The sequence below is a fragment of the Nonomuraea sp. CA-143628 genome (assembly GCF_050942315.1).
Classification (GTDB): domain Bacteria; phylum Actinomycetota; class Actinomycetes; order Streptosporangiales; family Streptosporangiaceae; genus Nonomuraea.
This window is the reverse complement of sequence record NZ_CP192072.1, coordinates 11,392,439-11,417,412: the sequence shown is the minus strand read 5'-3', so window position 1 is coordinate 11,417,412 and position 24,974 is coordinate 11,392,439. Positions and strand designations below refer to the sequence as shown.

Below are 24,974 nucleotides of genomic sequence, written 5' to 3'. Positions count from 1 at the left end.
GCGTGGTCCCCAGTGGGTCTAGCCCCACTCACCTGTACGTCCAGGCCGATACCGCGCCACTCATGCGCCCCCTAACGTCGACACCACTCCAGACGACACAAGGGAAGAACAGACATGGAAACCACCAATCATCCAGGCACCCAGCAAGCCTTCGGCAAGGCGAAGATCCTCGTCGCGGCCTACGGAGCGCTCAGCGTCGCGGTTCTCATCACGGTCGCCATCCTCGCGACCACCGGACACGCGGTGACCTCGTTCATGTGGGGCCGATCAGCCGGAGTGCTCGCGAGCGCGGCGGTGACCTACTGGCTGACCGGCCTCGCCGCGCGGGGGGCACGAGGGGCCTTTCTCCGTGTACGCATCATCTCGATCGTCATGCCGCTCGCGATCATCGGCGTCGACCTGATCCCCGATGTCACCACGGCCTGGTTCGCCATGATGCAGGCCACCTGCGCCCTCGCCATCGCCGCGGTCGCCTTCATCGTCAACGGGTCCCGACTGCGCGCCGCCTTTCCCCGATGATCGACGGGCAGGGCATTGCCGATGTCCGGTCAATGCCCTGGATCGGCAGCCGGCCGCGATTGAGACTTGCCCCATGAAATCGACAGTGAAGGCATTTCTCGCCGCGTCGGCATTGGCCTGCGTGGCAGTGGTGGGCGCCGCGGGTACGGCGAACGCGGCCACCGGGCGGCTGACCTTGATCAGCGGCACAGCTGCCGCCACCATCGCGTACTCCACTTGCCAGAGTCCGCGGCAGTATCCGGTGCAGCAGTACGAGATCGACGCATTCGTCAACGAGCCGCTGCCTGGCTGTCAGGCCGTACTGGTCAACGTAGCGGGCACTCAGAAAGTGCTGTGCGTCGGCCGCGGGAGCGTGCCCGCCGAATTTCGCCGGTCGGCAGGCGTCATCATCCAGCCTGGCATCGCGCCGGCCTGTACGTCTTGACGCTTTCAGCCGGCGTTGCGGCGGAACCAGTCGAGGGTCGCGGCGATGCCCTTGGCGTGCGGGGTGACTTCGACCGGCCCGAACGCCTTGCGGAAGGCCGAGTCGTCGGCGATGAACGGGCGGTCGCGCTGATACCAGGTTTCGCCGAATTCGCGCACGATGGGGGTGAACAGGCCGATGAGGCGCTGCATGCCCCGGCCCAGCCCGGCGATCTTCAGCTCGCCTCCCACCTCGGTGCGCACGAGGTCGAGGAACTGGCGGCCGGTGATCGCCTCGGCGGCGGGCAGGTGCCAGGAGCGGCCGTCGGCCTCGGCGCGCTCGCCGAGGGTGACCAGCCCGGCGGCGATGTCCGGCAGGTAGGCAATGGTGTGCGGCTGGTCGAGATCGCCGACCCAGCGGGCGGTCTTCCCGGCCAGGGCGGCGGCGAAGACGGTCGGGCCGATGGTGGTGTTGACGCCTCCGGGGCCGTAGTAGTCGGAGGCGCGGCCCATAGTCGCGCGGATCCGCCCGGACCGGTGCGCGTCGAGGATCAACTCGTCGACCTCGGCGCGCGCTCGGCCCTTGGGGTTGGTGGCGGCGTGCGGCAGGTCTTCGGTCATGGGGCCGTCGACGGGCCCGTAGACGTACAGGTTGTCGGCCATGACCAGCTTCGCCCCGGCGGCCTCCACCCCGGTCAGGATCGGACGGATGAAGCCGGGGAACTCCTCTGCCCAGCGCTCATACTTCGGCTGCGCACACTGGTAGACGACCGCGGCGCCCTGGCAGGCGGCGATGGCGCCCTCGGAGGTGGTGACGTCGTGCCGGCCGACGGCCGCGCCCCGGCTGACGGCGCGGACCCGGTGACCGCGGGCGGTGAGTTCGGCGACGACGGCCGAGCCGATCCCGCCGGTGGCGCCAAGGACAACATGCAGGTCAGACATAGTATGGATCTCCCAAAAGCTGGTTTCAAACCGTTGTTATGTAACAAGGTTATGTTACCATGGCTTCCATGGCAAGACCGAGAAACCGCGACTACGGCGAGCTTCGCCACGAACTCGTCGACGCCGGCGGCCGGCTCCTGGCCGCGGAGGGCCCGGCGGCGCTGACCACCCGCCGGGTCGCGCAGGAGACGGGCGTGTCCACCACGGCCGTCTACCAGCTCTTCGGTGACAAGGCCGGCCTCGTCCGCGAGATGTTCCTGGCCGGCTTCGAGCGCCTCGCCGAGGCCTTCGCCGCCGTCCCTCACACCAGCGACCCGGTCGCCGACCTGCTCGCACTCGGCCACGCGTACCGCGCCAACGCTCTGGCCAATCCGCACCTGTACGAGCTCATGTTCGGCCGGCCGATCCCCGCCTTCCAGCCGGACGCCGCCACCGCCGCGCTGATCCAGCCGACCTTCGACACCCTCGTGGCCGCCGTCGCCCGCTGCGTACAGGAAGGCGAATTCGCGCCCGGCGAGCCCCATGTTCTCGCCGTACGGATCAACGCCCTCGCGCACGGGCTGTGCAGCCTCAACCTGCGCGGCGCCCTTGGTGGCCCCGACGAGGCGTGCCGCCACTGGGACGACGCCTTCGACACCATGACGCGAGGACTGCGCGCGACCGAATAGACGCCACCGAACAGAAAAGACCGGGCGGCCCGCACAAGGGCCGCCCGGTCTTTTCGTCAGGGGGAGGGGGTCAGGCGATCGCCGGTTCGCCCGAGGGGCGCGGCGCGCTCACCGGGGCCTCGTCGAGCGACTGCGGGGGAGCGTTGAGCACCGCCTCGTCGAGACGGGCCTCGCCGCGGGCGACGAGGACCGGCACCACCATCTGTCCCGCGACGTTGGTCGCGGTGCGGATCATGTCGAGGATCGGGTCGATGGCCAGCAGCAGGCCGACGCCTTCAAGCGGCAGACCCAGGGTGCTCAGCGTCAGCGTGAGCATGACGGTCGCGCCGGTCAGACCGGCCGTCGCGGCCGAGCCGACCACGGAGACGAACGCGATCAACAGGTACTCGCCGATCCCCAGCGGGACGTTGAACACCTGCGCCACGAAGATCGCCGCCAGCGCCGGGTAGATCGAGGCGCAGCCGTCCATCTTGGTGGTCGCGCCGAACGGAACGGCGAAGGAGGCGTAGTCGCGGTCGACGCCCAGGCGCTCGATGGCGACCTTCTGCGTCAGCGGCAGCGTGCCGACCGAGGAGCGGGAGACGAAGGCCAGCTCGATCGCGGGCCACGCGTTGCGGAAGAACGTGATCGGGTTGACCTTGCCGACCACCGCGAGCAGCGTCGGGTAGACGGCCAGCAGGACGATGAAGCAGCCGACGTAGACGCCGAGACTGAACTTGGCCAGCGGCGCGATCAGGTCCCAGCCGTACGTGGCGACCGACTTGCCGATCAGGCCGGCGGTCCCGATGGGGGCCAGGCGGATGACCCACCACAGTGCCTTCTGGACCAGTTCGAGGATGGAGCGGCTGAAGGTGAGGAACGGGTCGGCCTTCTCGCCGATCGCGATGGCCGCCGCGCCGAGGACGATCCCCAGGAAGACGATCTGGAGGACGTTGAGCTCGGTGAACGCCGTCACGATGTTCGTCGGGATGATGCCGGTGAGGAAGTCGACCCAGGTGCCGACGTGCTCGGGCGCCTTCGCGCCCGCCGTGTTCAGGGTGATGCCCTGGCCCGGGTTGAGGATCAGGCCGAGGCCGATGCCGATGATGACGGCGATCAGCCCGGTGGCCAGGAACCAGAACAGCGTCTTGCCGGCCAGCCGGGCCGCGCCGTTGACGTTGCGGAGGTTGGCGACGCTGACCACCACGGCGGTGAACACCAGCGGCGGCACTGCCAGCTTCAGCAGCTGAACAAAGAGTTTTCCGACTTCGGTGAGCGTGGTGGCCAGCCAGGCGAGGTCCCAGATACGGGCGGCGAAGCCGAGGGCTATGCCCACGACCAGGCCCAGCAGCAACTGCAGGGAAAAAGAGAATCTCTTCACGATGAGGAAGGCTCCGAAAGACGGCATGCCTAAGAGGGCATGCGAAAGGGGGGCGGGTGAGGGGTCGGGGGATCCAGCGCTCGTCAGAGCGCGGTCAGCGACAGAGGGAGCCGGTCAGACGACAGAGATCGATGTGCAGCCGCTCAACAAGCCACACAGACAGGACGATGAACCTCACAGGATCACTAAACCGTAGTTAACGGGACACTATTCCGACTGTAAGAGCGATCTACCTCACAATCAAGACTTTCCCGACTGGTGGTCGGGGGATGCGTCACGTGTCGCGTGGGTGACGGCGGGTATCCGCGCGCCGCGCTGAGCGACGGTGGCCACGTCGCGCGGTGCCAGAACTTTCGAGTAATCGCACGAGCCATCGGCGAGCTCAGTACTGTATAAGCTTATAATGTTTGGAGATGATCGAATGAGACGCGTCTTACTCGTCCTCGCCGTCCTCGCGACCTGCCTCGGGACCGCACCGGCGGCGCAGGCCGCGAGCGGCACCGTGATCCTGAAGTTCTACGACACCGCCGGCAACGGCACCGAACTCAGTGCCGATCAGGCCAAGACCGCGATGTACGGCACCGGCGGCTCCGACAGCGACGCCCTGCTCGACCCCGTCACGATGCGGGTCGTCGCCGACTACCCGCTCTACGACGGCGGTTCACCCACCCGCTGGCGGTTCGACCTCCCCGACCAGGCAGCGGCGTTCGCGGTCAACTGGCCGACCAGCCGCGGATACTCGACGGTCATCGTCGACAACGGCGGCGGCGGGTTCACCTCCGGCAAGACGATCGTGTTCAACTATGAGGCGGCCAAGGACGCCAAGCGGCGGCTCGACGCGGCACTGGCCGCCCGGCCCGACTACGTCCGTTCGACGGCGTTCGGCACCGCCCTCGCCGACGCCGTCGGCAACCTGAACTCGGCCGGCGCCGCGACGACCGACGCCGATCGCGGCAAGTACGGCCAGCGCGCGCTCAGCGCGGTGAACACGGCCAACGACCTGCTGCTCAGCGAGTACGGCCCGGCCTACGCGAAGGCGCACGCCACCCAGCCGTGGATGGGCGTCACGGTCGACGACACCACGACCTACCCGAGCTGGGCGACGCTGGCCAAGAAACTCACACAGCCGTACGGGTGGGTCAGGATCGTGTTCGACCCGACCGCGGACAAGGGGAACGTCGAGCACTACCGCGGCGCCGTGAAGGCGGCGCGCGACGCGGGCCTGCACGTGCTGGGGCAGCCTGTCGATTCGACGTTCGCCAGCGGCTACACCCGGGCGCGGTATCTCGCCCGGGTCAAGGCCTACGTCGACGCCTACCCCGAGATCGAGGCGTGGGAGGTGGCCAACGAGGTCAACGGTTGCTGGGTCGACATCAAGGGCGATGACTGCGAGAACGGCCAGCCCGTCGCGACTGACGACCGGATCAAGAACAAGATCGCCGACGCGGCCGCCTACGTGCGCTCCAAAGGCGCCAAGGTGGTCGTCACGCTCTACTGGCAGCTCGGCACCGACAAGGCCGAGTGGTCCACCTTCACCTGGGCCCGCGCCAACCTGCCCGCCTCGACCAGGCAGAACATCGACGTGGTGACGCTGTCCACGTACGTGGAGGACGCGCCCATGGGCCTGGCCTTCGACCAGGTCATGCGGACGCTGCAGACGGAGTTCCCGAACCAGAGGATCGCTGTCGGTGAGCTGGACTACTGGAGTGCCGACACCACCAAGGCGTACTGGGCCTTCGACAAGAGCGACACGCTCGCCGGGCGGCGAGCGGTCGCCGCCCACTACTACGCGGCTTCGCTGGGCTATCCGCGCAGCGTCGGCGGCGCCTTCTGGTGGTATTTCGTGCAGGAGGTGCCGGGCGACACCGCCCTGCAGAACGCCATCCGCTCAGTCGCCGACAAGCTCACCTGAGGTCCAGCTCGGCGCGGGCGCCGTGGGCGGCGACCCGGTAACGGGCCCGGTCGCCGCGGACCACGCTGCGGCAGTGCTCGACCGGCCTGCTCTGCTGATCGAAGGCGGTGAGCTCGATCAGCAGGGCGGGGCGGCCCCGCCGCTGGTTGAGCAGGTCCGCCTCGCGCTGGCCGAGCGCCACCGGCTCGATCGTCTCCTCCGCGAAGTCGAGCCGGGTGTCGTAGCGGGCGGCCAGCAGGGAGTAGAGCGAGCCCTGCTCCAGGTCCTCCTCCAGCAGGCCGGGGAAGCGGGCGGCGGGCAGGTGGACCTCCTCCAGCAGCAGCGGTTCGTCGTTGGCCAGCCGCAGACGTTCGAGGTAGATCGTGGTGGCGCCGGCCTCCAGCCGGAGCGCGGCGGCTATCACGCCGGTGGCCTGCTCCTGCCTGGCCGTGAGCAACCGGGTGGACGGCACCAGCCCGGCGGCCCGCATCTCCTGGGTGAAGGAGCCCAGCAGTTGCAGGTTCCGCTCGACCGGGGCCTCGGTGACGTACGTGCCGCGGCCCTGCATGCGGACCAGCCGCCGGTCGCGCGTGAGCTCACCCAGCGCGCGCCGCACGGTGATCAGGCTGCAGTCGTAGAACGCGCACAACTCCCGCTCGCCCGGCAACCGGTCTCCAGGTCGCAGCGCGCCTCGATCGAGAGCGTCGCGAATGTGCTGGTAGACCTGGTAGTGCAGCGGGATCGGGCCCTGTTCGAGCTTGATCGGCCCACCATCGAAGACGCTCACGTGCCCCACACAACCAGAGCGGCACCGTACCCCGCCACTTGGACGCGTCGGCCGCTCAGCGGCGAGGATCCGGTCGCGTCGAGGATGTGCGCGGCTCGGGCCTCCGGCGGCAGGTGGAGCGTGGCCTCGACGGGGTCCGGGGTGTGGTTGGTGAGGGTCAGCGCTCCTCCTCGTTCCCCGTGGAGCGCGCCGCTGGTGACTCCCTCGGCCCAGGCCGTCTCGCGGGCGTCGGACAGGTCGGCCAGCCCCTCATAGAGCGCCTGCCACCGAGGGTGCCGCCGGTGGGCGTCGGGGATCCGGGCGAGCAGCAGTTCCACCGGGAAGGCGCAGATGACGACCTGCCCGCCGGTGTCCCCGTGACGGGCGACGACCAGGGCGGGCTCGCCGTCGGCGTCCACCGCGACCACGTTGACCGCGGAGATGCCCGGCGTTTCGGGGTCGGTGAGCGTCAGCCGTACGCCACGCAGGGTCGGGTCGTCGTCCACGGCGGGGAGGGTGAGCACCTCGCCCGCCCGCAGCGGGCCCCAGGGGGCCACGAAGCGCAGCTCGACGACGTCCGAGGCGGGGGCGCGGTCGGCGATCGAGCAGCCCGCCAGGTCGCTCAGGTTCGGGATGGCGACGTCCGACGACATGGAGGCGTAAATGGTGCCGCCGGTCGCCAGGAAATCGCGGGCGCCCTGCCAGTAGGAGGTCCTGACGTGCCAGAGGGATGTGGTGGTCGAGGCGAGCGGCGCGGGGAGCATGACCAGCCGGGCCGTGGGCCAGACCTCGTCGATCCGTTCGCGGGGGAACGCCACCGCCATGCCCGCCCCCGCCGCCAGGGTGAACGCGTTGAGCCAGGCTCTGACCAGCGGCTTGACGCTCGGGTCCGGCCGCCAGGTCCGCTCGGCCGGCACGTAGGGGCCGTGCGGTTCCTCCAGCCCGTAGGAGGCCGGGTCGTAGGGGTGCGCGTACTCGTGCGGCACCACGATCGCCGCCCGGGGCGCGGGGCCGCGGGCCGCGTACTCGGTCAGGTCGAGGTGGCGCAGCGCGGCCGCGAGGTCGGCCAGCACCCGCCCCCTGGGCCGGAGCCGGCCGTCCGCGGCGACCATGCCGAACTGGGTCTCGTGCGGCATCCGCGAGTAGGGGACGCGCCGGCAGGCGGCGGGCTCGCAGTCGCTCCAGCACCAGGAGACGAACCCGATCGCCCCCCGGCCCAGCGCCGACCAGCACAGCAGCCGGTCGTAGTCGGCGATGCGAGCCGGAGCGTACTGCGCCGACGACGCCCCGAACTCGTGCAGCATCACCGGCTTGCCCGCTCCCGCGGCCAGCGCCACCTCGAAGGCGGCGGAGTGGGTCATCCGCGGGTCGAGCAGGGCGTCGGGGTAGAGCTCCGGCGAGTAGATCGCGTATGGGTGGACGCACGCGAAGTCGAGCAACGGCGCGACCACGTCCGCGCGAAACGGGCCGTGGTCCACCTCCTGCGACGCCGTGCCGACGGTGATGAGCCGGCCCGAAGGGCGCAGCGCGTCCACCAGGGAGGAGGTCCAGGCGCGGGCGTCGTCGTCGGTGGTGCCGTCGACCGCCCAGAACGGCGGCTCGTCGGTGAGGTCCCACGCGATGATCGCCGGATCTCCCGCCCAGCGCTCGGCGAAGGCGCGCGCGTGCCTGACCTGCGCCTCGCGCAGCTCCGGGTCGGCGTGCGGGTTGCGGCCGTCGCGCCAGGGCACGTCCCAGAACGCGTCGCCCACCTCGCCGCCCACGAAGAGCGTCGGATGGAGCCAGACACCGTGCCGCCTGGCCGAGTCGAGGATCTCGTCCAGCACCGCCAGGTGCTCCTGATCGAACACGCCGGGCGTGGGCTCGATGGCCGCCCAGAGCAGATCGATCCGGGCGATGGACAGCCCGAGCGCGGCCATCTTCGCGAACGCCTCGTCGAACGCCTTGGCCGAGCAGCGCCACGGCCAGTCGGGACCCTCGGCGGGCACCACGTGGGTGCCCACCGGAATGACCGGCCGGCCGTCGGTCGTCAGGTAATGGGGTCCTTTGGAAACCGTCACAGTGCCTACTCCCTCGTCGTGACCTTGGTGCCGACCGTGAACCGCCCGGGATCGCGGCCGCCGGCCACGGCCAGCCGCCAGGCGAGCAGCTGGAACGGGATCGCCGCCACCCCCGGCATGAGCAGCCGGTCCGTCCGGCCCACCGGGACGACCATGAGGTCCGACGTGACCGGCTCCGATGCCAGGAGCAGGACGGCGGCGCCGTGCGCGGCCACCTCCTCCGCCAGCGCCACGTCCAGCGCGAACGTCGCCGGCTCCGTCGCGACCACCGCGACGGCCAGGCCGGGGCCGGCGAGTTCCATCGGGCCGTGCCTGAACTCGGCCGCGTCCAGGCATTCGGCGGCGAACCCGGCGGCCTCCTTGAGCACCAGCGCGCCGAGGTCGGCGGCGGCCCTGGCGGTGCCGCGGCCCACGAGCACGGCCCCGCGCCGCTCTCCCACCCAGGCCGCCATGAGGGCGGCCAGCGTGTGCGGGTCGGCGAGCAGCTCCCTGGCCGCTGCGGAGGCCAGAGAGCTGCCCGCGTCGGCCGTCGGCGGGGATCCCGTGACGACCGAGACGATGGCGGCCAGCGCCGGGAACGTGGCCGCGAAGGTCATCGTGGAGGGGCCCAGTTCGGGTCCCGCCGCGGTGTCCAGGGCCACGTCGGCGGCTGCCGCGAGCGGGTTGTCCAGTCCGTTGGTGATCGTGACCAGCGGGGCGCGCAGCCCGGAGGTGGTCAGCCGGACCAGCTCGGCGCTCCGGCCCGACTGGCTGACGGCGATCACCAGGGTGTCCTCGCGTACGGCGGGCAGCCGGAAATGCACCAGCTCCGCCGTGTTGACCGCGCCGGCCAGCACCCCCTGCGAGCCGAGCACGCTGGCCGCGGCCAGACAGGCGTCGTAGGAGGCCCCCATCCCGGTCAGCAGGATGTGCCGGGCTCGGGTCGCGAGCGTGTCCAGCCGCGTGAGCTGGTCCCGCTGCCCTTCCAGGCTGAGTGCCGCGCGCTCGATCGCGGCCGGTTGGCCGAGGATCTCGGTGAGGAAGATGTCGTCCATCAGCCGTCCTTTACTGCGCCTGCGGTCAGGCCCTCGATGAAGCGGCGCTGGAGCACCGCGAAGAACGCCACCATGGGAAGGATCGTGATCACGGCGCCGGCCATGCTGTCGCTCCAGCTGACGCTGTTCTTGCGGGCCAGCAGCGCGAGCCCGACGGGAAGCGTGCGCATCTGCTCGGAGTCGGTCACGATCAGCGGCCAGAGGAAGTCGTTCCACGCGCCGAGGAAGGTGAAGATGGCCAGCGCCGCCATCGCGGGCCGGGCCACCGGGAACACGATCTTCCTGAGGATCTGCAGCTCACGGGCGCCGTCGAGGCGGGCGGACTCCAGGACGGCGTCCGGGATCGACTGGAGGTATTGCCGCATGAGGAAGACCCCGAACATCTGGATCGCGCTGGGCGCGATCAGCGCGACGTAGGTGTCGGTGGCGTGCAGGCCCACCATCATCCGGTAGAGCGGGACGAGGTTGACCTGGAACGGCACCATCAGCGTGATCAGCAGCACCCAGAACAGCACGTTCCTGCCACGGAAGCGGAGCTTGGCGAAGGCGTAGGCCGCGGCCGTGTCGAAGACGACGTTGAGCAGGACGACCGAGGCAGTGACGATCGAGCTGTTGAGCAGGAACCTGCCGAACGGCAACTGGGTGAAGACCCGCCCATACGCGTCGAGCGTCTCCGGCAACCAGCCGGGCGCCCACACCCCGGCGGGTGTCCGCAGCGAAGTGCGCACCATCCACAGGAACGGCCAGGCCATCGCCAGCGCGGTGATCGCCAGCGCGGCGTAGACGAGCGCGCGTCTCACCGGCGTTCCCCTCTCAGCTGGAGGTAGGACAGCACCGCGAGGATCAGGAAGAGGATGTACGCGACCGCCGAGGCCTTGCCCAGCTCCAGGTCCTTGAAGCGGTCGATGAGGTAGTAGACCAGCGTGGTGGTCGAGCCGGTCGGGCCGCCGTGGGTCATCACGAACATCTGGTCGAAGGACTGGAAGCTGCCGATGATCCCCATGACGAAGACGAAGAGCAGTGTGGGCCGCAGGCTAGGCAAGGTGACGTGCCAGAACTTGCGGACCGGGCCGGCGCCGTCCACGGCCGCGGCGCCGTACAAGTCCTTCGGGATCGACTGGAGCGCGGCGAGGAAGACGACCGTCTCGAAGCCGAAGCCCTGCCAGACGCTCGCCGCCGCCACACCGAGGAGGCTGGTGGCGGGATCGGCCAGCCAGGCGTGTCCGGGCAGGCCGAACAGGCGCAGACCGGCGTTGAGGATGCCGTCCTCGTTGAGGAGCATCTTCCAGACCGTGGCCGTCACCACCAGCGAGGTGGTGACGGGCAGGAAGTACACCGTCCTGAACACGCCGACGAAGCGGACGCGCTGGTTGAGCAGGAGGGCGGCGGCCAGGCCGAGCGCGGGGCCGGCGCTCATGCCGATGACGGTGAAGAGCGTGGTGTTGAGCAGGGCCTGGCGGAACCTGGCGCCGGACAGGAGTTCGGTGTAGTTCCGCAGGCCGACGAAGGAGGGGGCGGCCAGGCCGCTGTAGTCGGTCAGGCTCCAGTAGGCCGAGACGGCCATCGGGACGTACAGGAAGGCGACGGCGGCCAGCAGGGCCGGTCCTATGAGGAGATAGGGCGTCAGATTCGGGCGCCTTCTCCGGGTCGCTCTCGGTTCAGTCAACGAGGAGATCGTCGACCTCCTTGGCCGCGTCCGTCAGCGCCTGCTGCGGGCTCTTCTTGTCGAGCAACGCCGCCGTCACGCCGTCCGTGACCGCCTTGTCGATCTCGGTCCACTGCTTGACGTACGGGTAGTGACGGGCCGAGGCGAGGGCGTTCTGGAAGACGGGGAAGGTGACCTGTCCGCCGAAGTACGGGTCGGGCGCGGCCAGCGCCGGGTCCTTGAGCGCCACCTCGGTGGCCGGGGCCGCTCCGGCGACGGTGAACACCTTGACCTGCTGCGGTGGCTGGAGCAGGAACTGGATGAAGTCCCAGGCGGCGCCCTTGTGCTCGGACGTGGCCGGGATGCTCAGGCCCGTGCCGCCCAGGTAGCTGCCCGGCCGCGTGTCGATCGGGGCCGGGGCCACCGCCCACTTGCCCCGCTGGTCAGGGGCGCCCTCCTTGAGCACGCCCATCATGTAGGGGCCGTTGAGGAACATGGCGATCCGGCCGTCCTTGATGCCCGCGATGCCGCTGGAGTCGCCCTGGTCGTCGCCCCAGTACAGTCCGCCGCGCTTCAGCAGGTCGTGGAGCTGGGTGAGGGCTTTCACGCCTTGGGGTCCGGCGAAGGCGGCCTTGCCGTCGCCGACGAGGTCGCCGCCGGCCTGGAAGAGGAACTGGGCGAAGTGAAAGGTATCCGGCAGGACCTGAAATTTCCCCTTTTTGAGGGTGGCGGCGGTCTGGGTGAGCTCGGCCCAGGTTCTCGGGGGCGTCTTCACCAGGTCCTTGCGGTAGTACAGGGCGTAGGCATCGAAGTCGTACATGGCCGTGACGTAGTGGTCGTCGAAGCGCATGGCGTCCAGCGCGCCCTTGGCGTACTGGCTGTCGATGGGTTTGCCGTTGAGCGTGTCCGGCAGCTCGGAGAGGGTGTGCTTGGCGGCGTACGTCGGGATCCACGTCATGTCCAGCGTCGCCACGTCCGGCGCGGTGCCGCCGGCGACCGACGTGGCGTACTTCTGCCGCATGGTCTCGTAGTCGTAGGCCTGGTAGTCGACCTTGATGCCCGGATGGGCCCGCTCGAAGGCCGCGATGACCGGCTTGATGGGGGTCGAGCTGCCGTAGTAGTCCCAGACCGTGATGGTGCCTGTGTCGGGTTTCTGCTCCGCCGTCCCGCCACAGGCCGCCAGACATGGCAGCAGGATCAGCGCACCGAGTCCGCGGTGCATGGGATCTCCCTCGGCTCTGGGGATTGCTTAGAAGCTTATGAGCTTCATAGCATTGGTGCTGTGTCTCGTCACGTCAAGGCCCTGAGCCTTTCCGCGCCCCCGCTGCCCGCCGGCAGCGCCGTGCTGGCCGTCGACCTCGGCGGGACCTGGATCCGGACCGCGCTGGTCAGGGCGGACGGAACGGTATCGCACCGCCGCCGGGCGGCCACGCCGAGCGACGCGTCCGGTCTGGTGGGGGAGGTGCTGGAGGGGGCTCGGGCCGCGCTGGCGGCGGCGGGCTCGGCGCCGCTGGCGATCTGTGTGTCCGCGCCGGGGCCGCTCGATCGGGCGCGCGGGGTGATCGAGGTGTCCGCGAACCTACCGGCAGGGCATTCGGGCGTGGTGGCCGGTATTCCGCTGGTGGAGCCGCTTGCCGTCTTGGGGTTGCCGGTGGTGGTGGAGCGGGACACGAACGTGGCCGCGCTGGGGGAGGGGACCTTCGGGGCCTCGCGCGGAGTATCCGATTTCGCCTATGTCACCGTTTCGACGGGCATCGGAGCCTCGATCGTGTGGGACGGTCGGGTGCTCACCGGCGCCCACGGCCATGCGGGGGAGATCGGGCACTTCCCCGTCGCAGCGGACGGGCCCCTGTGCGGCTGCGGGAATCGGGGCTGTCTGGAGGCGCTGGCCTCAGGCGCGGGTATCGCGGCGGCCACCGGTGGCCGGGCGGCGGTCGACGTGGCCGCGGCCACCGACGACCTGGCGGTCACGGCCATGACCCGTGCCAGGGCGGCCTTCGCCTCGGGGATGGTCGGGTTGGTCAACGCGTACGACCCGGGGCTGATCGTGGTGGGCGGCAGTGTCGCCAGGGGTCAGGGCGAGCTTTACCTCGGCCCGGCCCGCGCCGCGGTCCGCAGGCACGCCTACGGCGCGGCCAGCCGGGACACCCGCGTCGTCCCCGCCCAGCTCGGCGACGACGCGGGCCTCCTCGGCGCGATCCCCCTCGCCGCGCAGCGCCTCGCCGGCCTCCAGGCGTAGCGACATCGTCGCGACAGGCTCACGAAAGCGGCAGCCGTCATGATTTCCCTGTTGGGTATCTACTCAAGGAGAGCCATGCGAATGCCGTCGTCAAAGCAATTCGTGAGTACGCTCGTGGTCTCGTTAGTCGGTTCGGCCCTCGCCGTCACAGCCATGCAGGCCGGCGCCTCCGCCGAAGCCGCGACAGCAGCCAAATCCGGAAAGGCGCCCACGGCCGTGGGCCCGGGAACGTATCGCTGCGGCTTTTACAAACAGGACTGCATCGATGTGCGCAATGCGATGGCCGACAGTAATTACACCGTCGGCCCCATCATCTACTCTCCCGTAAGCGGCTACTCCTTCGACTATTGGCCCTGATCGGTCAGCGGTGAGTGGTCGCGCTTGACCTCTACCGAGGTTGAGGTTCCAGACTGGGCCTCGTAGTCGTCAAGCGAGGAAAGTGAGTAGTTGTGCGAGTTGTACGAGTGGCGGAGTTCGGCGGCCCGGAGGTCCTTCAGGTCGTGACCGTGCCGGACCCGGTTCCCGGGCCGGGCCAGGTCGTCGTCGACGTCGAGGCCGCCGGAGTCCTGTCGATCGACACGGTGATCCGCAGTGGGCAGGCCGGTGAGATCTTCCCGGTGCAACTGCCGTACGTGCCAGGCGTCGGCTCGGCGGGGCAGGTCAGCGCGGTCGGCGAGGGCGTCGATCGGGAGTGGATCGGCCGGCGGGTCCTCGCCGACGTCGAGAACGGCGGGTACGCCGAGCAGATCACCACAGCGCCGGAGAACCTCATCCCGATCCCGGACGGCTTGGGAACGTGGGAAGCGCTGGCGTTGCTTCACGACGGCTCCACGGCGATGCAACTCTTCGACCGGATCGACCTGCGGCCTGGCGCGACCGTGTTGGTCCAACCCGCTGCCGGCGGCCTGGGCAGCGGGTTGGTGCAGCTCGCCCACGCCGCCGGTGCCCGGGTCATCGGCGCCGCCCGTGGCGCCCGCAAGCTCAAGGCCGTCGAGGAGCTCGGCGCCGACGTGGTGGTCGACTACACCACGCCGGGCTGGCTCGACCAGGCCGGCAGGGTGGACGTGGTCTTCGACGGCGTCGGCGGGGAGCTCGGCCGGGCCGTCTTCGACCTGGTGGAGCCGGGCGGCACGTACTCCAACTACGGATTCACCGGCGGCGGGTTCACCGAGATCGACCGCGACGAGGCGGCGCGACGCGGGGTGACCGCGATCGGCATGGAGCAGCTTGTCGAGGGTCAGCCGCATCGAAGGACGTGGGCCCGGCGAGCGCTGAAGGAGGCGGTGGCCGGCCGGATCCGTCCGCTCATCGGCCAGACGTTCCCGCTGGAACAGGCCGCCGAAGCGCACGCCGCCCTCGAGAACCGCGAGACTCTGGGCAAGGCCCTCTTGTTGACCTGACAGGCTAGGGCAGGAGAACCCAGAGGTCATAACCCTCTGGGGGGTAATAGCAGGCCCAGTCCTTCCACCGACCGGCCTTCTGCCCTGCGTCTCCTGCCGCGAGGCAATAGTCGAGACGGGTGAAGTGGGCCCACTTCGTCCAGCCTGGGGGAGCCTTTACGGTCTGGGTATGCCGGATCGTCGCTGGGTTGGCGTCAACCGCCGGCGGCCGACCGCCTGGTGTTCAGCTGGTCGAACCCCACCGCGACGAGGATGAGCACGCCGATGGCGATCTGGAGGTAGAAGGCGTTGATCGCCAGGAGGTTGCCGCCGTTGTTGAGTACGCCCATGATCAGTGCGCCGGTGGCGGCGCCGACCGCGCTGCCCTTCGCGCCGAAGAGGCTGGCGCCGCCGATGACGCAGGCGGCGATCGCGTTGAGCTCGAAGCCGGTGCCGGCGGTGGGGATGCCCGCTCCCAGGCGGGAGGCGAGCAGCACCCCGCCGAGGCCGGCGAGCAGACCCGAGATCATGTAGACGGAGATCGTCACCAGGCGAACGGGGACGCCCGCGAGGCGGGCCGACTCGGGGTTGGAGCCGACGGCGTAGATGTAGCGGCCGAAGACCGTACGCGCGAGGACGAACCACATCACGGCGGTGACCACGGCGGCGATGATGAGCAGGTTGGGGATGCCCAGGATCGTGCCGTTGGCGATGGTCTGGAACGCGTCCGGCACTCCCTGGATGGTCTGGGCGTCCGTGGTGACCAGGACCAGGCCACGGGCGATGCCGAGCATGCCCAGCGTCGCGATGAACGGCGGCAGCAGGGCCTTGGTCACCAGCAGGCCGTTGACGATCCCGAGCACCGTGCCGATGCCCACCCCGAGCAGGATCGACGGCAGGATCGGCACACCGGCGACCAGGAACTGCGCGGTGGAGGCGCCGGACAGGCCGAGGATGGAGCCGACCGACAGGTCGATCCCGGCGGTCAGGATGACCAGGAGCTGGCCGATCGCGATGATCCCGAAGATGGCGACCTGACGGGCGAGGTTGGCCAGGTTGTTGCCGGTGAGGAACTCGTCGCTGGCGAGCGTGAGGGCGCCGATGGCCACCAGCAGGACGACGAGCCCGCCGCTCTCGCGGCCGGCGATGTCGCCCAGCGTGACGACCCGCCGCTTCGGCTCGGCCGTCGGCTCGGGCGCCTGCCTGGGCTGCGGCACCGTCTCCAGCGCCGCCGTGTCGTCCGCCGCGCCGCCGGGCGCCCTGTTGGTGATCGTCGTGGTCTCGATCGGCTCGCGCCAGACCAGCTTAGGCATCTCGGCTCACCCCTCCTGGGTCATCTCCGCCGCTCTGGAGCTCGCTCTTCGGAAGCTCGCCGTTCTGGAGCTCGCCGTCCGGAAGCTCACTGTCCGGGAGGTCGGTGCCTCCGGCGCCGCTGGCCAGGCGGAGTACGTCCTCCTCAGTGGCGGTTCCGGGAAGCTCGCCCGCGACCGCGCCGTCCCGCAGCACGAGGATCCGATCGGCGAGCCCCAGCAACTCCGGCAGGTACGACGAGACCACGATGATCCCCAGCCCGTCGCCCGCCAGGTCACCGATGACGTTGTAGAGCTCGCCCTTGGCCCCCACGTCGATGCCCTTCGTCGGCTCGTCGAACATCAGTACCTTCGGCTTGGTGAGCAGCCACCGGGCGAGCAGCACCTTCTGCTGGTTGCCGCCGGACAGGGTCGACACCGGCTGGTCGTACGAGCCGGCGCGCAGCCGCAGGCTGTCGAGCAGCCGGTCCGCCTCCTCGGTCTGTTCGCGGCCGGGCAGGAGACCCCGGCGAGAGCCGCTGCGCAGGCTCGCGATGGTGACGTTCTCCCGGATCGACAGCTCCGGCAGCAGCCCCAGCACCTTGCGGTCCTCGGTGAGGAGCCCTACCCCGGCGTTCATCATCGTGCGCGGCCCGGACGGTTTCACCGACTTGCCCCTGACCTCCACCTCACCGGCCACGATGGGAGCGGCGCCGAAGATGGACAGCAGCAACCCGCTCCGCCCCGCCCCCAGCAGCCCGCCGATGCCGAGGATCTCGCCCTCCCCGACGTGCAGGTCGATGCTCGGGGAGCGGTCGAACCGGCGCAGGCCCCGGACCCGCAGCGCGGGAGTGCCCGCGTGCCGGTGGGTCTCCGGATAGAGGGAGCTGATCTCCCGGCCGACCATCGCGGTGATCAGCCGGTCCTCGTCGTACCCGCTGATCGGCCCGGCCTCGGACAGGCCCCCGTCCCGCAGGACGGTCACCCAGTCGCCGATCTCGAACATCTCCTCCAGCCGGTGCGTCACGTACAGCATCGCTATGCCACGCTCGCGCAGCCGCAGGATGTGCTGAAGGAGGCGCTCCGACTCCGCCTCGGTGAGCGCCGTGGTCGGCTCGTCGAAGACGATCACCTTGACGGAGTCCGCGGTCAGCACCTTGGCGATCTCCACGAGCTGGCGAGTGGCCGCCGGAAGGCGTTCCACGATCGCGTGCGGGCTGAGCTCCGTCAGGCCGACCTCGTCGAGGGCCTTCCTGGCGCGGGTTTCCAGCTGGTTCCTGGCGATGATCCCGGTCCGTGCAGGAAGGCGGCCCATGAACAGGTTCTCCGCGACCGACAGGTGGGGGAGCAGGCTGAGCTCCTGGTAGACGGCCTGGACGCCGGCCGCGCGTACCGATGCCGGGGTCGGCGCGGTGACCGGGTGGCCGTCGATCTCGTAGCTGCCGCTGTCGCGGCGCAGCGCACCCGTCAGTACCCGGATCAGGGTCGACTTCCCCGCGCCGTTCTCGCCGGCCAGGCAGTTCACCTGGCCGGGGACCAGGCGGAGCGAGACGTCGCTGAGGGCCTGGACGGGACCGAACGCCTTGGAGACGCCGTGCAGCTCGACGACCGGCGCGGTCATCATTCCGCCTTCATCGTCGGCGGGTGGAGCAGCTGCTTCACATCCGGCGCCGTCATGTTGCCCTTGTCGGCCACGACCGCTCCGGGGTCGATGTCACGCGGCGGGATGCGGTTGACCGTGGCCATCCCGGCCGCCAGGACACCCTGGTAACCGAAGAAGTACGGGTTCTGCACCACCAGCGCGTCGATCGTGCCGGCGGCGAGCGCGGCGTTCTCCTGCGGGTCGGAGTCGAAGGCCACGACGGGGACTGTCGCGGCGGCGTGGTTGTCCTGGATCGCCCGGGCCGCGCCGACACCTGAGGTGTTGTTGTCGGCGAAGACCCCCGCCAGGTTCGGGTTGGCGGTCAGCGCGTCGTTGACCTGCGACGCCGCGGTGTTGATGTCGTTGTTGTTGAAGCGCTGCAGCCCCACCTTGACCTGCGGGCAGTTGTTCGTGATGCCCTGCTTGAAGCCGGCGTCCCGATCGACGAGCGACTGGATGCCGGCCACCGAGGACTCGATCATGACGGTGCCGCTCGTCTTGTTCAGCGCCTTGAGCAGCTCGCACATGCGCTTGCCCGCCTGGGTCCCGGCCTTGACGTTGTCGGTGCCGATGAACCCCTCCGAGGGGGTGGTCACGCGGCTGTCCACGGTGATGACCTTGAGCCCCGCCTTGCGCGCCCGGTCGATCGCCGAGTTCAGGGCGCTGGAGGAATTGGGCGCGATGACCAGCCCGTCAACGCCTCGGGAGATGGAGTTCTCGACCAGTTGTACCTGCTGGTCGATGTTCGTCTCGGAGGTCGGGCCGAACGTGCTCACATTGAGCCCGAAATCTCCCCCCGACTGCTTCGCCCCGGCGATCATCGTCTGCCAGAACGAGGAGTCGCTCGCCTTGATGATCACATCGATTTTCTTGCCGCTCGCCAGCCCGCCCGCGCCGCCGCCCGCCGCGTGTCCGGCCGTACTCGTCGCCCGGCCGCCCACCACCCCGAGTACCAGCGCCACCAGCGCGATCGCCGCGACCAGTGAAAGCGAGAAAACGATTCGAGAACTAGCCATGACGGCCCCCTGAAAGGTGTCTCAGGCGGCAGTCGCTCTCGGTCGTAGCGCCCCCGAGAACACCCTTCCAGCAAAGCCTGGGAATTCACTGGTTCGAAACTAGTAAAGAGAAAAGAACTCATTACTCGCATCCGCCAACCACCGCGCCGCTGAGTGCCACAGCGGCGGCGGTTGAGCGGTTACAGCAGGATGCGCCTGTGCCCCGCGTACTGGCGGGGGCGCTGGACCCTGGCGAGCTCGCGCAGGGCGCGCGACGCGCCGCTCCGTCTGGCCAGGGCGAGCGCCTGACGGGCCGCCTCGGCCGAGCGCTCCCTGTCGTGGGCGTCGGCGTACGCGTGGGCCATGCGGGCCAGGGCGTAGGCGACGGCGTACGTCGGTTGCGCCTTCGGCGGCCCCAGCTCCAGGATCTCGATCGCGCCACCGGCCTGACCGAGGTCGATGAGGCACCCGGCGCACAGCGCGTTGTGCGCCTCGGCCGAGCAGTCGAACCTGTAGGGCGGGTCCTCGTCCGGCTCCTCCAGCGACTGCGCCGACTCCTCCAGACGGCGATGGCACATGTCCACGTCCCCGGCGAGGGCGTGGCCCTGCGCTTCGTGATGCCGGCACAAAGCGTCCATCCGCGGCGGCAGTTCGGCGCGTTCGCGGGCCGCGATGGCGAGGTCCACGAGCCGGCCGGGATCGCCGGGGGTGTCGGAAAGACCGCCCCGCTGGGCGAGCGTGTACGCCTCCAGCAGCGCGTCCGCCGTTTCACGGGCGTCGCGGATGGCCTCGTCGGACCAGGTCAGCGCCCCGTCGGGGTCGCCGGCCTCGTGGTGCATGCGGCTGATCAGCTCGGCGTTCTCCGCGGCGAGCGCCAGGAAGGCCCGCCTGACAGGCGTACTGGCGTCGCGGTGGAACTCCTCGATCCCGGCGAAGACCGGCCGCAGCGCGTTGATCAGGTCGGCAGGGCGGAGGTCGGTCCGGGAGTAGGCGTCGAGGAGGGTCCTGAAGTAGCGGACCGTCCCGTCGTCGGCGCGCTGGGGCGCCTCGATCGCCCGGCCGGTACGCTCCTCCTCCTCGGCGCTGAACATCCCCGACTGGAGCGGGATGTTCGTGACGTAGTGCCACCGAGTGGTCCCGGCCGCGTCCCCGACGAACAGGTCCGCCTCGTCCACGCCGAACGCCCGGCAGAGCAGCTCCGCGTGCGACTCGTCGAGCCGCCGCTCTCCGGTCTCCCACAATCGGATCATCGAGCTGAGCGCCTCCGGTTTGGGGAGCTGATCACGCGTCGTCTCGTCCGCCGCGTCGGCCAGCCGTCGCCCGAGCTCGTCGCGGCTCCACAACCGGCCGCGGCGCAGGACCCTCAGGCGGGCGGCCCAGATCGGAACATCGATGTCAACCATTGGCGTTCCCTCACGGTCCGAGTGACTTGTCTCTATTGTCCGCTTTCCTGGGTTGTCTCGTTAAACCTGAATCGGTAGATCAGCCGGTTGACCTGGGCTGATGGCCGCTCTGATGGGTGATGTCACACGGCGGTCCAAAGCCGGAAACCTCCGCGCAACCCTTGACACGCCAACCCGCCACCCAGCACGCTTGTCGGGAAATGAAAAGCCTTTTCACACAGTGAAAAGCATTGGAAGGCGGCCACACCCCCATGAGCCACGAACCCGCGCTCGCCCAGCACCCTCCCGACCATCCGGAAGCAGCGGCGCCGTCCGCTGACGCCCGGCTGAGAACCGGAGCGCAGGCCGCCCTCGTGGCCCTCTCGGTCTATGTCGCGATCGAGTCCCTGAGCCTGGGTCTGTGGTCCTCGTTCGGCCCTGGGGCGGGGTTCTTCCCGTTCGTGCTGGGTGTGGCGCTCGGGGCGCTGAGCGTTGCCTGGTTCTTCCAGTCGATCCGCGCGGGGCGCGCCGACGCCGCGCCGGGCGACCGGACCGACGTCCGGCACGCCGTCGCCGTGCTGGTCAGCCTCGTGATCCTGGCGGCGGTCATGGACCTGCTCGGCTACCAGATCAGCATGTTCCTGTTCCTCATGTTCCACCTCAAATGGCGGGCCGGACGAAGCTGGGCGCTGTCGCTGGCGCTCGCCCTGGTGGGCAGCGCGGGCGTCTTCTACGGCTTCGAGCACGGCCTGATGGTGCAGCTGCCGCCGTCGGCGATCCCGTTCCTCGCCGGATGGGGCCTGTGATGGATGTTCTGTCCGACCTGCTCGGCGGTCTGTCGACGGCGCTGTCGCCGCAGAACCTCCTGTACGCGTTCATCGGCTGCACACTCGGCACCCTGATCGGGGTCCTGCCCGGCATCGGCCCCGTCGCCGGGGTGGCGCTGCTCATCCCGCTCACCCTCAACCTGGACCCGACCAGCGCCATCATCATGCTGGCCGCCATCTTCTACGGCACCCAGTACGGCGGCACGATCACCAGCGTCCTGCTCAACACACCGGGCGAGGCCGCCTCCGCGATCACCACGATCGACGGCTACGCCATGACCAGGCAGGGCCGCGCGGGAGTCGCGCTCACCATCGCCGCGCTCGGCTCGTTCGTGGGCGGCACCGTCGCCACGGCGGGGCTCGTCGTCGCGGCCAAACCGCTCGGCGACCTGGGCCTGCGGATCGGGCCGCCGGAGTTCTTCGCGCTCATGGTGCTGGGCATCTCGCTGCTCGTCGCGCTCGCGGGCCGCTCCATGACCAAGGCGCTCATCTCCGGCGTGCTCGGCCTGCTGATCTCCATGGTCGGCATCGACCCCGTGGGCGGGGCGCCCAGGTTCACCTTCGGCAGCGATCGGCTGCTCGACGGCATCAACTTCGTCGCCGTCATCATCGGGCTCTTCGGGCTGTCGGAGATTCTTGGCGCGGCCAAGGGCGGCACCGCCAAGGCGGTGGCGCCAGGGCTGCGGGCGCTCCTGCCCGGCCGCACCGACCTGCGGCGTAGCGTGCCCGCGATTGCCAGGGGTACGGGCATAGGGTTCGCGCTCGGGTTGATCCCGGGGATGACCGGCTCGGTCTCCTCGCTGCTCGCTTACGGCGCGGAGCGGAAGTTCGGCAGGCACCGAGCCGAGCTGGGATCGGGCGCGGTGGAGGGCGTCGCGGGCCCGGAGACGGCGAACAACGCCCACGCGAACGGCGCGCTCGTGCCGCTGTTCACGCTCGGCATCCCGGCCTCGCCGACGATCGCCGTGCTCATGGGCGCCTTCCTGCAGCAAGGGCTGACGCCGGGTCCCACATTGTTCGCCGAGCACGCGGACGTCGCCTGGGGGATCATCGCCAGTCTGTTCGTCGGCAACATCATCCTGCTGGTGCTGAATGTGCCGCTGGTCGGGGTGTGGACGTCCATCCTGCGCATCCCGTATCCGGTGCTGACCGCGATGATCCTCACCTTCATGGTGGTGGGCGCGTACACGATCAACTTCACCGTCTTCGACGTCTTCGTGATGGTCGCCTTCGGGCTGCTCGGCCTCGCGCTGCGCCGCCTGGACATCCCCCTCGCGCCCCTGGTGCTGACCCTCGTGCTCGGGCCTCTCATGGAACGTTCCCTGCGCGAGTCGCTGGAGCTGTCCCAGGGCGACTTCACCGTCTTCCTCACCCGTCCGATCAGCGTCGTGCTGCTGGTAGTTGCGCTCGTCATCGCGGCGAGTCCGCTGCTGCGGCTGCGCAAGCCCGCCGCACTGGCCGAAGATCCCGAAGCCTGACCCCCTGACCTTCAGAACGTCACCCCCCAAGAAAGAGGAGCCATCGTGAGACTCAAGATCGCCGTCATGGCCGTGGCCGTGACGACAGCGCTCGCCGCGTGCGGTGCCCAGCAGGCAGGCGGGGCCGCGGGCGCCTGGCCGCGCAAGGGGAAGCCGATCACGCTGATCGTCTCCTTCGCGCCCGGCGCGGCCGTCGACGCGGCGGCCCGCGTGGTCGCGCCCATGCTGGAGAAGGAGCTGGGTACGAACGTCGAGGTGCTCAACCGGCCGGGCGCCGGCGGCCAGATCGGCTACACCGCGCTCAGCAAGGCCAAGGCGGACGGCTACACCATCGGCGCCACCGGCTCGCCGTCCATCGTCGTCTCGCCCCTCGACCCGAGCCGGGGCGCCACCTACACGCGGCAGAGCTTCCAGCCGCTCGGCATGCAGGTCCTCGACCCGATGCTCGTCGGGGTCGACCCCGGCAGCCCGTACAAGACCCTGAAGGACCTGATCGAGGCGGTCAAGGCCAAGCCGAAGAGCATCACCGTCACCACCACGGGTGTGCAGACCGGCGAGCACTTCGCGCTGGCGGACATCCAGCAGAAGACGGGGGCGCAGTTCGCGCCCGTGCATTTCTCCGAGGGCGCCGCGTCGGCCATCGCCGCCTTCCTCGGCAAGCACGTCGGCGCGTACGTCGGCAACGTCAGCGACGTCAAGCCCCTCGTCGCCCAGGGCAAGATCAAGGTGCTCGGCGTCATGTCGGGGCAGCGCAGTCCGTTCCTGCCGGACGTCCCCACCTTCGCCGAGCAGGGGTACCAGGTCGAGCAGGCGACCGCCCGCGGCTACGCGGCTCCGGCCGGGGTGCCCGCCGAGGTGCGTACCAAGATCGAGGAGGCGTTGAAGAAGGCCATCGAGGATCCGGCGGTCGTCGCCAAGATGAAGGACCTCGGCCTGGGCACCGTCTACAAGTCCGGTCAGGAGTACGCCACGTACTGGACCGAGCAGGAAACCACCATCAAGCAGACCCTTCCCCTCGTCCGTAACGAAAAAGGTTGAGAGGCAATGAACATGAGTGAACCCTCCGTGCTGAGCAGGCTCGCCGCTCTGCCCACCGCCAACATCGGCGATGCTATGGACCGCCTCGGCATCCTCGACTCCCGGATCCGCCCGGTCTGGCCCGGCGCCCGCGTGGCCGGGTACGCCTTCACCGTATGGACCCGGTCAGGCGACAACGCGCTCATCCACCAGGCGCTCGAGGTCGTCGGGGCGGGCGACGTCATCGTGGTCAACGGCGGTGGCGACGAGTCCAGGGCGCTGATCGGCGAGCTGATCGGCCAGCGCGCCAAGAACAGCGGCGTGGCCGGATTCGTCATCGACGGAGCCGTCAGGGACGCCGAAGGGCTCGGCGAGATGGGCATGCCGGTCTTCGCCCGAGCGGTGACGCCCGCGGGGCCGTACAAGAACGGACCTGGTCATCTCGGCCGCACCATCGCGGTCGGCGGCGTCGCCGTCGCACCGGGGGACCTGATCCTCGGGGACGCCGACGGCGTGGTGGTGGTTCCGCTCGCCGAGGCCGAGCGGGTCGCGCAGGCGGCGGAGGCGGTCTTCAGCCTCGAGGAGGGCAAACGGGCTGCCATCCTTGAATCCGCGTGACAACCGTTCTCCTAGGGCGAGGGAGTTCCACCGATGGCCGCCGGGCAGCCACAGCCGTCCATGCGCTCGGTCGAGCGCGCGTTCGACGTGATCGAGGTGCTGGAGCAGAGCGACAAGCCGATGCGGCTCTCGGACGTCGCGCGGCGGGCCGGCCTGTCCCCGGCCACCACCCTGCGCCTGCTCGGGGTGCTTCAGCGGCGCGGGTTCGTGGTCGCCGAGCAGCAGGCTTACCACCTCGGGCCGGCCACGCTCGCCGCAGCCCACAGCTTCCTCGTCACCGACAGCCTGAGCCGCGCCGCCACCCCGGTGCTGCAGGAACTGGCCGCCACCACCGGCCTGACCGCGACCCTGCACATCAGATCGGGCCTGGAGCGCATCGTCATCGCTCGGGTCGACGGCGCCGATCCGCTGCGTTACCAGCTCCCCATCGGCCAGCGGCTCCCGCTGCATCTCGGCGCGGGCAAGGTGCTCGCGGCGGCCATGCCCGAGGAAGAGCTCGAGGCACTGATGTCAGCGGTACGCGACCTGAGCACCGCGGGCGGCAAGTCCGTGAGCGAGGCGGACCTGCGTGCCGAGCTGGCGCTGATCAGGGAACGCGGTTACCACGTCTCCGCCGACGAGCGCGTGGTGGGCTCCTCGGGCGTGAGCGCGCCCGTGCCGCGCCCGGACGGCCAGGTCATGGCCACGGTGGGCATCTCCGGCCCCGCCGAACGCCACCCCGAGAGCGAAATGCTGAGCATCGTGCCCGAACTGCTCCGCGCCGCCGCCGCGCTCGGCCGCGCGCGTGACCTTTGACGATCTCTCCACTTCATGAGCAAGGA

Annotated in this window: 25 protein-coding genes; 12 read left to right on the top strand and 13 right to left on the bottom strand. The window is 69.9% G+C overall.

Features of this window, described 5'->3' with window-relative positions; genetic code table 11:
- Positions 1 to 114: 114 nt before the first annotated feature.
- Positions 115 to 519: a hypothetical protein gene (locus tag ACQP2T_RS51560; RefSeq protein WP_433512127.1), complete on the top strand. Its 405-nt coding sequence runs from the start codon at positions 115 to 117 to the stop codon at positions 517 to 519.
- Between the two features lie 73 nt (positions 520 to 592).
- Positions 593 to 943, top strand: a complete 351-nt coding sequence (locus tag ACQP2T_RS51555; protein WP_433512126.1) for a hypothetical protein — start codon at positions 593 to 595, stop codon at positions 941 to 943.
- 5 nt (positions 944 to 948) lie between these two features.
- Here the strand turns inward: ACQP2T_RS51555 and ACQP2T_RS51550 are convergent, their stop codons facing one another.
- Positions 949 to 1,863, bottom strand: a complete 915-nt coding sequence (locus ACQP2T_RS51550; RefSeq protein ID WP_433512125.1) for an NAD-dependent epimerase/dehydratase family protein — start codon at positions 1,861 to 1,863, stop codon at positions 949 to 951.
- A 68-nt stretch (positions 1,864 to 1,931) separates the two neighbouring features.
- Here ACQP2T_RS51550 and ACQP2T_RS51545 point away from each other — a divergent pair, with 68 nt between their 5' ends.
- On the top strand, positions 1,932 to 2,531 hold the full coding sequence (locus ACQP2T_RS51545) for a TetR/AcrR family transcriptional regulator (protein WP_433512124.1): 600 nt from the start codon (positions 1,932 to 1,934) through the stop codon (positions 2,529 to 2,531).
- 70 nt (positions 2,532 to 2,601) lie between these two features.
- Here ACQP2T_RS51545 and ACQP2T_RS51540 read toward each other — a convergent pair whose 3' ends face one another.
- The gene (locus tag ACQP2T_RS51540) at positions 2,602 to 3,891 is read right to left on the bottom strand and encodes a dicarboxylate/amino acid:cation symporter (RefSeq protein ID WP_433512123.1); all 1,290 of its coding nucleotides are present in this window, start codon (positions 3,889 to 3,891) and stop codon (positions 2,602 to 2,604) included.
- Between the two features lie 94 nt (positions 3,892 to 3,985).
- A complete protein-coding gene (locus ACQP2T_RS51535; RefSeq protein WP_350655493.1) occupies positions 3,986 to 4,048 on the bottom strand; it encodes a putative leader peptide in 63 nt (20 codons plus the stop codon).
- Positions 4,049 to 4,312: 264 nt separating this feature from the next.
- On the opposite strand from ACQP2T_RS51535, the gene ACQP2T_RS51530 reads away from it, so the two are divergent.
- Positions 4,313 to 5,803 carry a hypothetical protein gene (locus ACQP2T_RS51530; protein WP_433512122.1) on the top strand — a complete coding sequence of 497 codons (1,491 nt, stop codon included), beginning with the start codon at positions 4,313 to 4,315 and terminating at the stop codon, positions 5,801 to 5,803.
- On the opposite strand, the gene ACQP2T_RS51525 is transcribed toward ACQP2T_RS51530, so the two are convergent.
- From ACQP2T_RS51525 to ACQP2T_RS51500, 6 genes are read right to left on the bottom strand one after another with little or no spacing between them, the layout of a single operon-like run.
- Positions 5,796 to 6,569 carry a GntR family transcriptional regulator gene (locus ACQP2T_RS51525; protein ID WP_433512121.1) on the bottom strand — a complete coding sequence of 258 codons (774 nt, stop codon included), beginning with the start codon at positions 6,567 to 6,569 and terminating at the stop codon, positions 5,796 to 5,798. The genes ACQP2T_RS51530 and ACQP2T_RS51525 overlap by 8 nt on opposite strands.
- Positions 6,566 to 8,608, bottom strand: a complete 2,043-nt coding sequence (locus ACQP2T_RS51520) for a glycoside hydrolase 5 family protein (protein WP_433512120.1) — start codon at positions 8,606 to 8,608, stop codon at positions 6,566 to 6,568. Before ACQP2T_RS51520 ends, ACQP2T_RS51525 begins: the two co-directional genes overlap by 4 nt.
- Before the next feature lie 5 nt (positions 8,609 to 8,613).
- On the bottom strand, positions 8,614 to 9,642 hold the full coding sequence (locus ACQP2T_RS51515) for an SIS domain-containing protein (RefSeq protein ID WP_433512119.1): 1,029 nt from the start codon (positions 9,640 to 9,642) through the stop codon (positions 8,614 to 8,616).
- Positions 9,642 to 10,442, bottom strand: a complete 801-nt coding sequence (locus ACQP2T_RS51510) for a carbohydrate ABC transporter permease (RefSeq protein WP_433512118.1) — start codon at positions 10,440 to 10,442, stop codon at positions 9,642 to 9,644. Before ACQP2T_RS51510 ends, ACQP2T_RS51515 begins: the two co-directional genes overlap by 1 nt.
- Complete coding sequence (locus tag ACQP2T_RS51505) at positions 10,439 to 11,308, bottom strand: carbohydrate ABC transporter permease (RefSeq protein ID WP_433512117.1); 870 nt, start codon at positions 11,306 to 11,308, stop codon at positions 10,439 to 10,441. Before ACQP2T_RS51505 ends, ACQP2T_RS51510 begins: the two co-directional genes overlap by 4 nt.
- Complete coding sequence (locus ACQP2T_RS51500) at positions 11,301 to 12,509, bottom strand: ABC transporter substrate-binding protein (protein ID WP_433512116.1); 1,209 nt, start codon at positions 12,507 to 12,509, stop codon at positions 11,301 to 11,303. Before ACQP2T_RS51500 ends, ACQP2T_RS51505 begins: the two co-directional genes overlap by 8 nt.
- 60 nt (positions 12,510 to 12,569) lie before the next feature.
- Here ACQP2T_RS51500 and ACQP2T_RS51495 point away from each other — a divergent pair, with 60 nt between their 5' ends.
- The 3 genes from ACQP2T_RS51495 to ACQP2T_RS51485 all read left to right on the top strand — a co-directional run bounded on the left by ACQP2T_RS51495 (position 12,570) and on the right by ACQP2T_RS51485 (position 14,926).
- Complete coding sequence (locus ACQP2T_RS51495; protein ID WP_433512115.1) at positions 12,570 to 13,526, top strand: ROK family protein; 957 nt, start codon at positions 12,570 to 12,572, stop codon at positions 13,524 to 13,526.
- A gap of 75 nt (positions 13,527 to 13,601) precedes the next feature.
- Complete coding sequence (locus tag ACQP2T_RS51490; protein WP_433512114.1) at positions 13,602 to 13,883, top strand: hypothetical protein; 282 nt, start codon at positions 13,602 to 13,604, stop codon at positions 13,881 to 13,883.
- Between the two features lie 92 nt (positions 13,884 to 13,975).
- On the top strand, positions 13,976 to 14,926 hold the full coding sequence (locus ACQP2T_RS51485) for a zinc-binding dehydrogenase (RefSeq protein WP_433512113.1): 951 nt from the start codon (positions 13,976 to 13,978) through the stop codon (positions 14,924 to 14,926).
- Positions 14,927 to 15,120: 194 nt separating this feature from the next.
- Here the strand turns inward: ACQP2T_RS51485 and ACQP2T_RS51480 are convergent, their stop codons facing one another.
- The 4 genes from ACQP2T_RS51480 to ACQP2T_RS51465 form a co-directional block, all read right to left on the bottom strand.
- Positions 15,121 to 16,218: an ABC transporter permease gene (locus tag ACQP2T_RS51480; protein ID WP_433512112.1), complete on the bottom strand. Its 1,098-nt coding sequence runs from the start codon at positions 16,216 to 16,218 to the stop codon at positions 15,121 to 15,123.
- On the bottom strand, positions 16,211 to 17,818 hold the full coding sequence (locus tag ACQP2T_RS51475) for a sugar ABC transporter ATP-binding protein (protein ID WP_433512111.1): 1,608 nt from the start codon (positions 17,816 to 17,818) through the stop codon (positions 16,211 to 16,213). Before ACQP2T_RS51475 ends, ACQP2T_RS51480 begins: the two co-directional genes overlap by 8 nt.
- Positions 17,815 to 18,852 (bottom strand): ABC transporter substrate-binding protein, encoded by a 1,038-nt coding sequence (locus ACQP2T_RS51470; protein WP_433512110.1) that lies wholly within the window; start codon positions 18,850 to 18,852, stop codon positions 17,815 to 17,817. Before ACQP2T_RS51470 ends, ACQP2T_RS51475 begins: the two co-directional genes overlap by 4 nt.
- Positions 18,853 to 19,031: 179 nt before the next feature.
- Positions 19,032 to 20,234 carry a hypothetical protein gene (locus tag ACQP2T_RS51465; RefSeq protein ID WP_433512109.1) on the bottom strand — a complete coding sequence of 401 codons (1,203 nt, stop codon included), beginning with the start codon at positions 20,232 to 20,234 and terminating at the stop codon, positions 19,032 to 19,034.
- Positions 20,235 to 20,485: 251 nt separating this feature from the next.
- Between ACQP2T_RS51465 and ACQP2T_RS51460 the strand changes: the two genes are divergently transcribed.
- Genes ACQP2T_RS51460 through ACQP2T_RS51440 form a run of 5 tightly spaced genes read left to right on the top strand, consistent with a single transcriptional unit; the run spans position 20,486 to position 24,948 of the window.
- Positions 20,486 to 21,019, top strand: a complete 534-nt coding sequence (locus tag ACQP2T_RS51460) for a tripartite tricarboxylate transporter TctB family protein (RefSeq protein WP_433512108.1) — start codon at positions 20,486 to 20,488, stop codon at positions 21,017 to 21,019.
- On the top strand, positions 21,019 to 22,518 hold the full coding sequence (locus ACQP2T_RS51455) for a tripartite tricarboxylate transporter permease (protein ID WP_433512107.1): 1,500 nt from the start codon (positions 21,019 to 21,021) through the stop codon (positions 22,516 to 22,518). The genes ACQP2T_RS51460 and ACQP2T_RS51455 overlap by 1 nt, the downstream gene beginning before the upstream one ends.
- 45 nt (positions 22,519 to 22,563) lie before the next feature.
- Positions 22,564 to 23,556, top strand: coding sequence for a tripartite tricarboxylate transporter substrate binding protein (locus tag ACQP2T_RS51450; RefSeq protein ID WP_433512106.1), 993 nt, complete (start codon positions 22,564 to 22,566; stop codon positions 23,554 to 23,556).
- A 12-nt stretch (positions 23,557 to 23,568) separates the two neighbouring features.
- Positions 23,569 to 24,153 carry an RraA family protein gene (locus tag ACQP2T_RS51445; RefSeq protein ID WP_433512105.1) on the top strand — a complete coding sequence of 195 codons (585 nt, stop codon included), beginning with the start codon at positions 23,569 to 23,571 and terminating at the stop codon, positions 24,151 to 24,153.
- A gap of 33 nt (positions 24,154 to 24,186) precedes the next feature.
- On the top strand, positions 24,187 to 24,948 hold the full coding sequence (locus tag ACQP2T_RS51440) for an IclR family transcriptional regulator (protein ID WP_357941737.1): 762 nt from the start codon (positions 24,187 to 24,189) through the stop codon (positions 24,946 to 24,948).
- Positions 24,949 to 24,974: the final 26 nt, after the last annotated feature.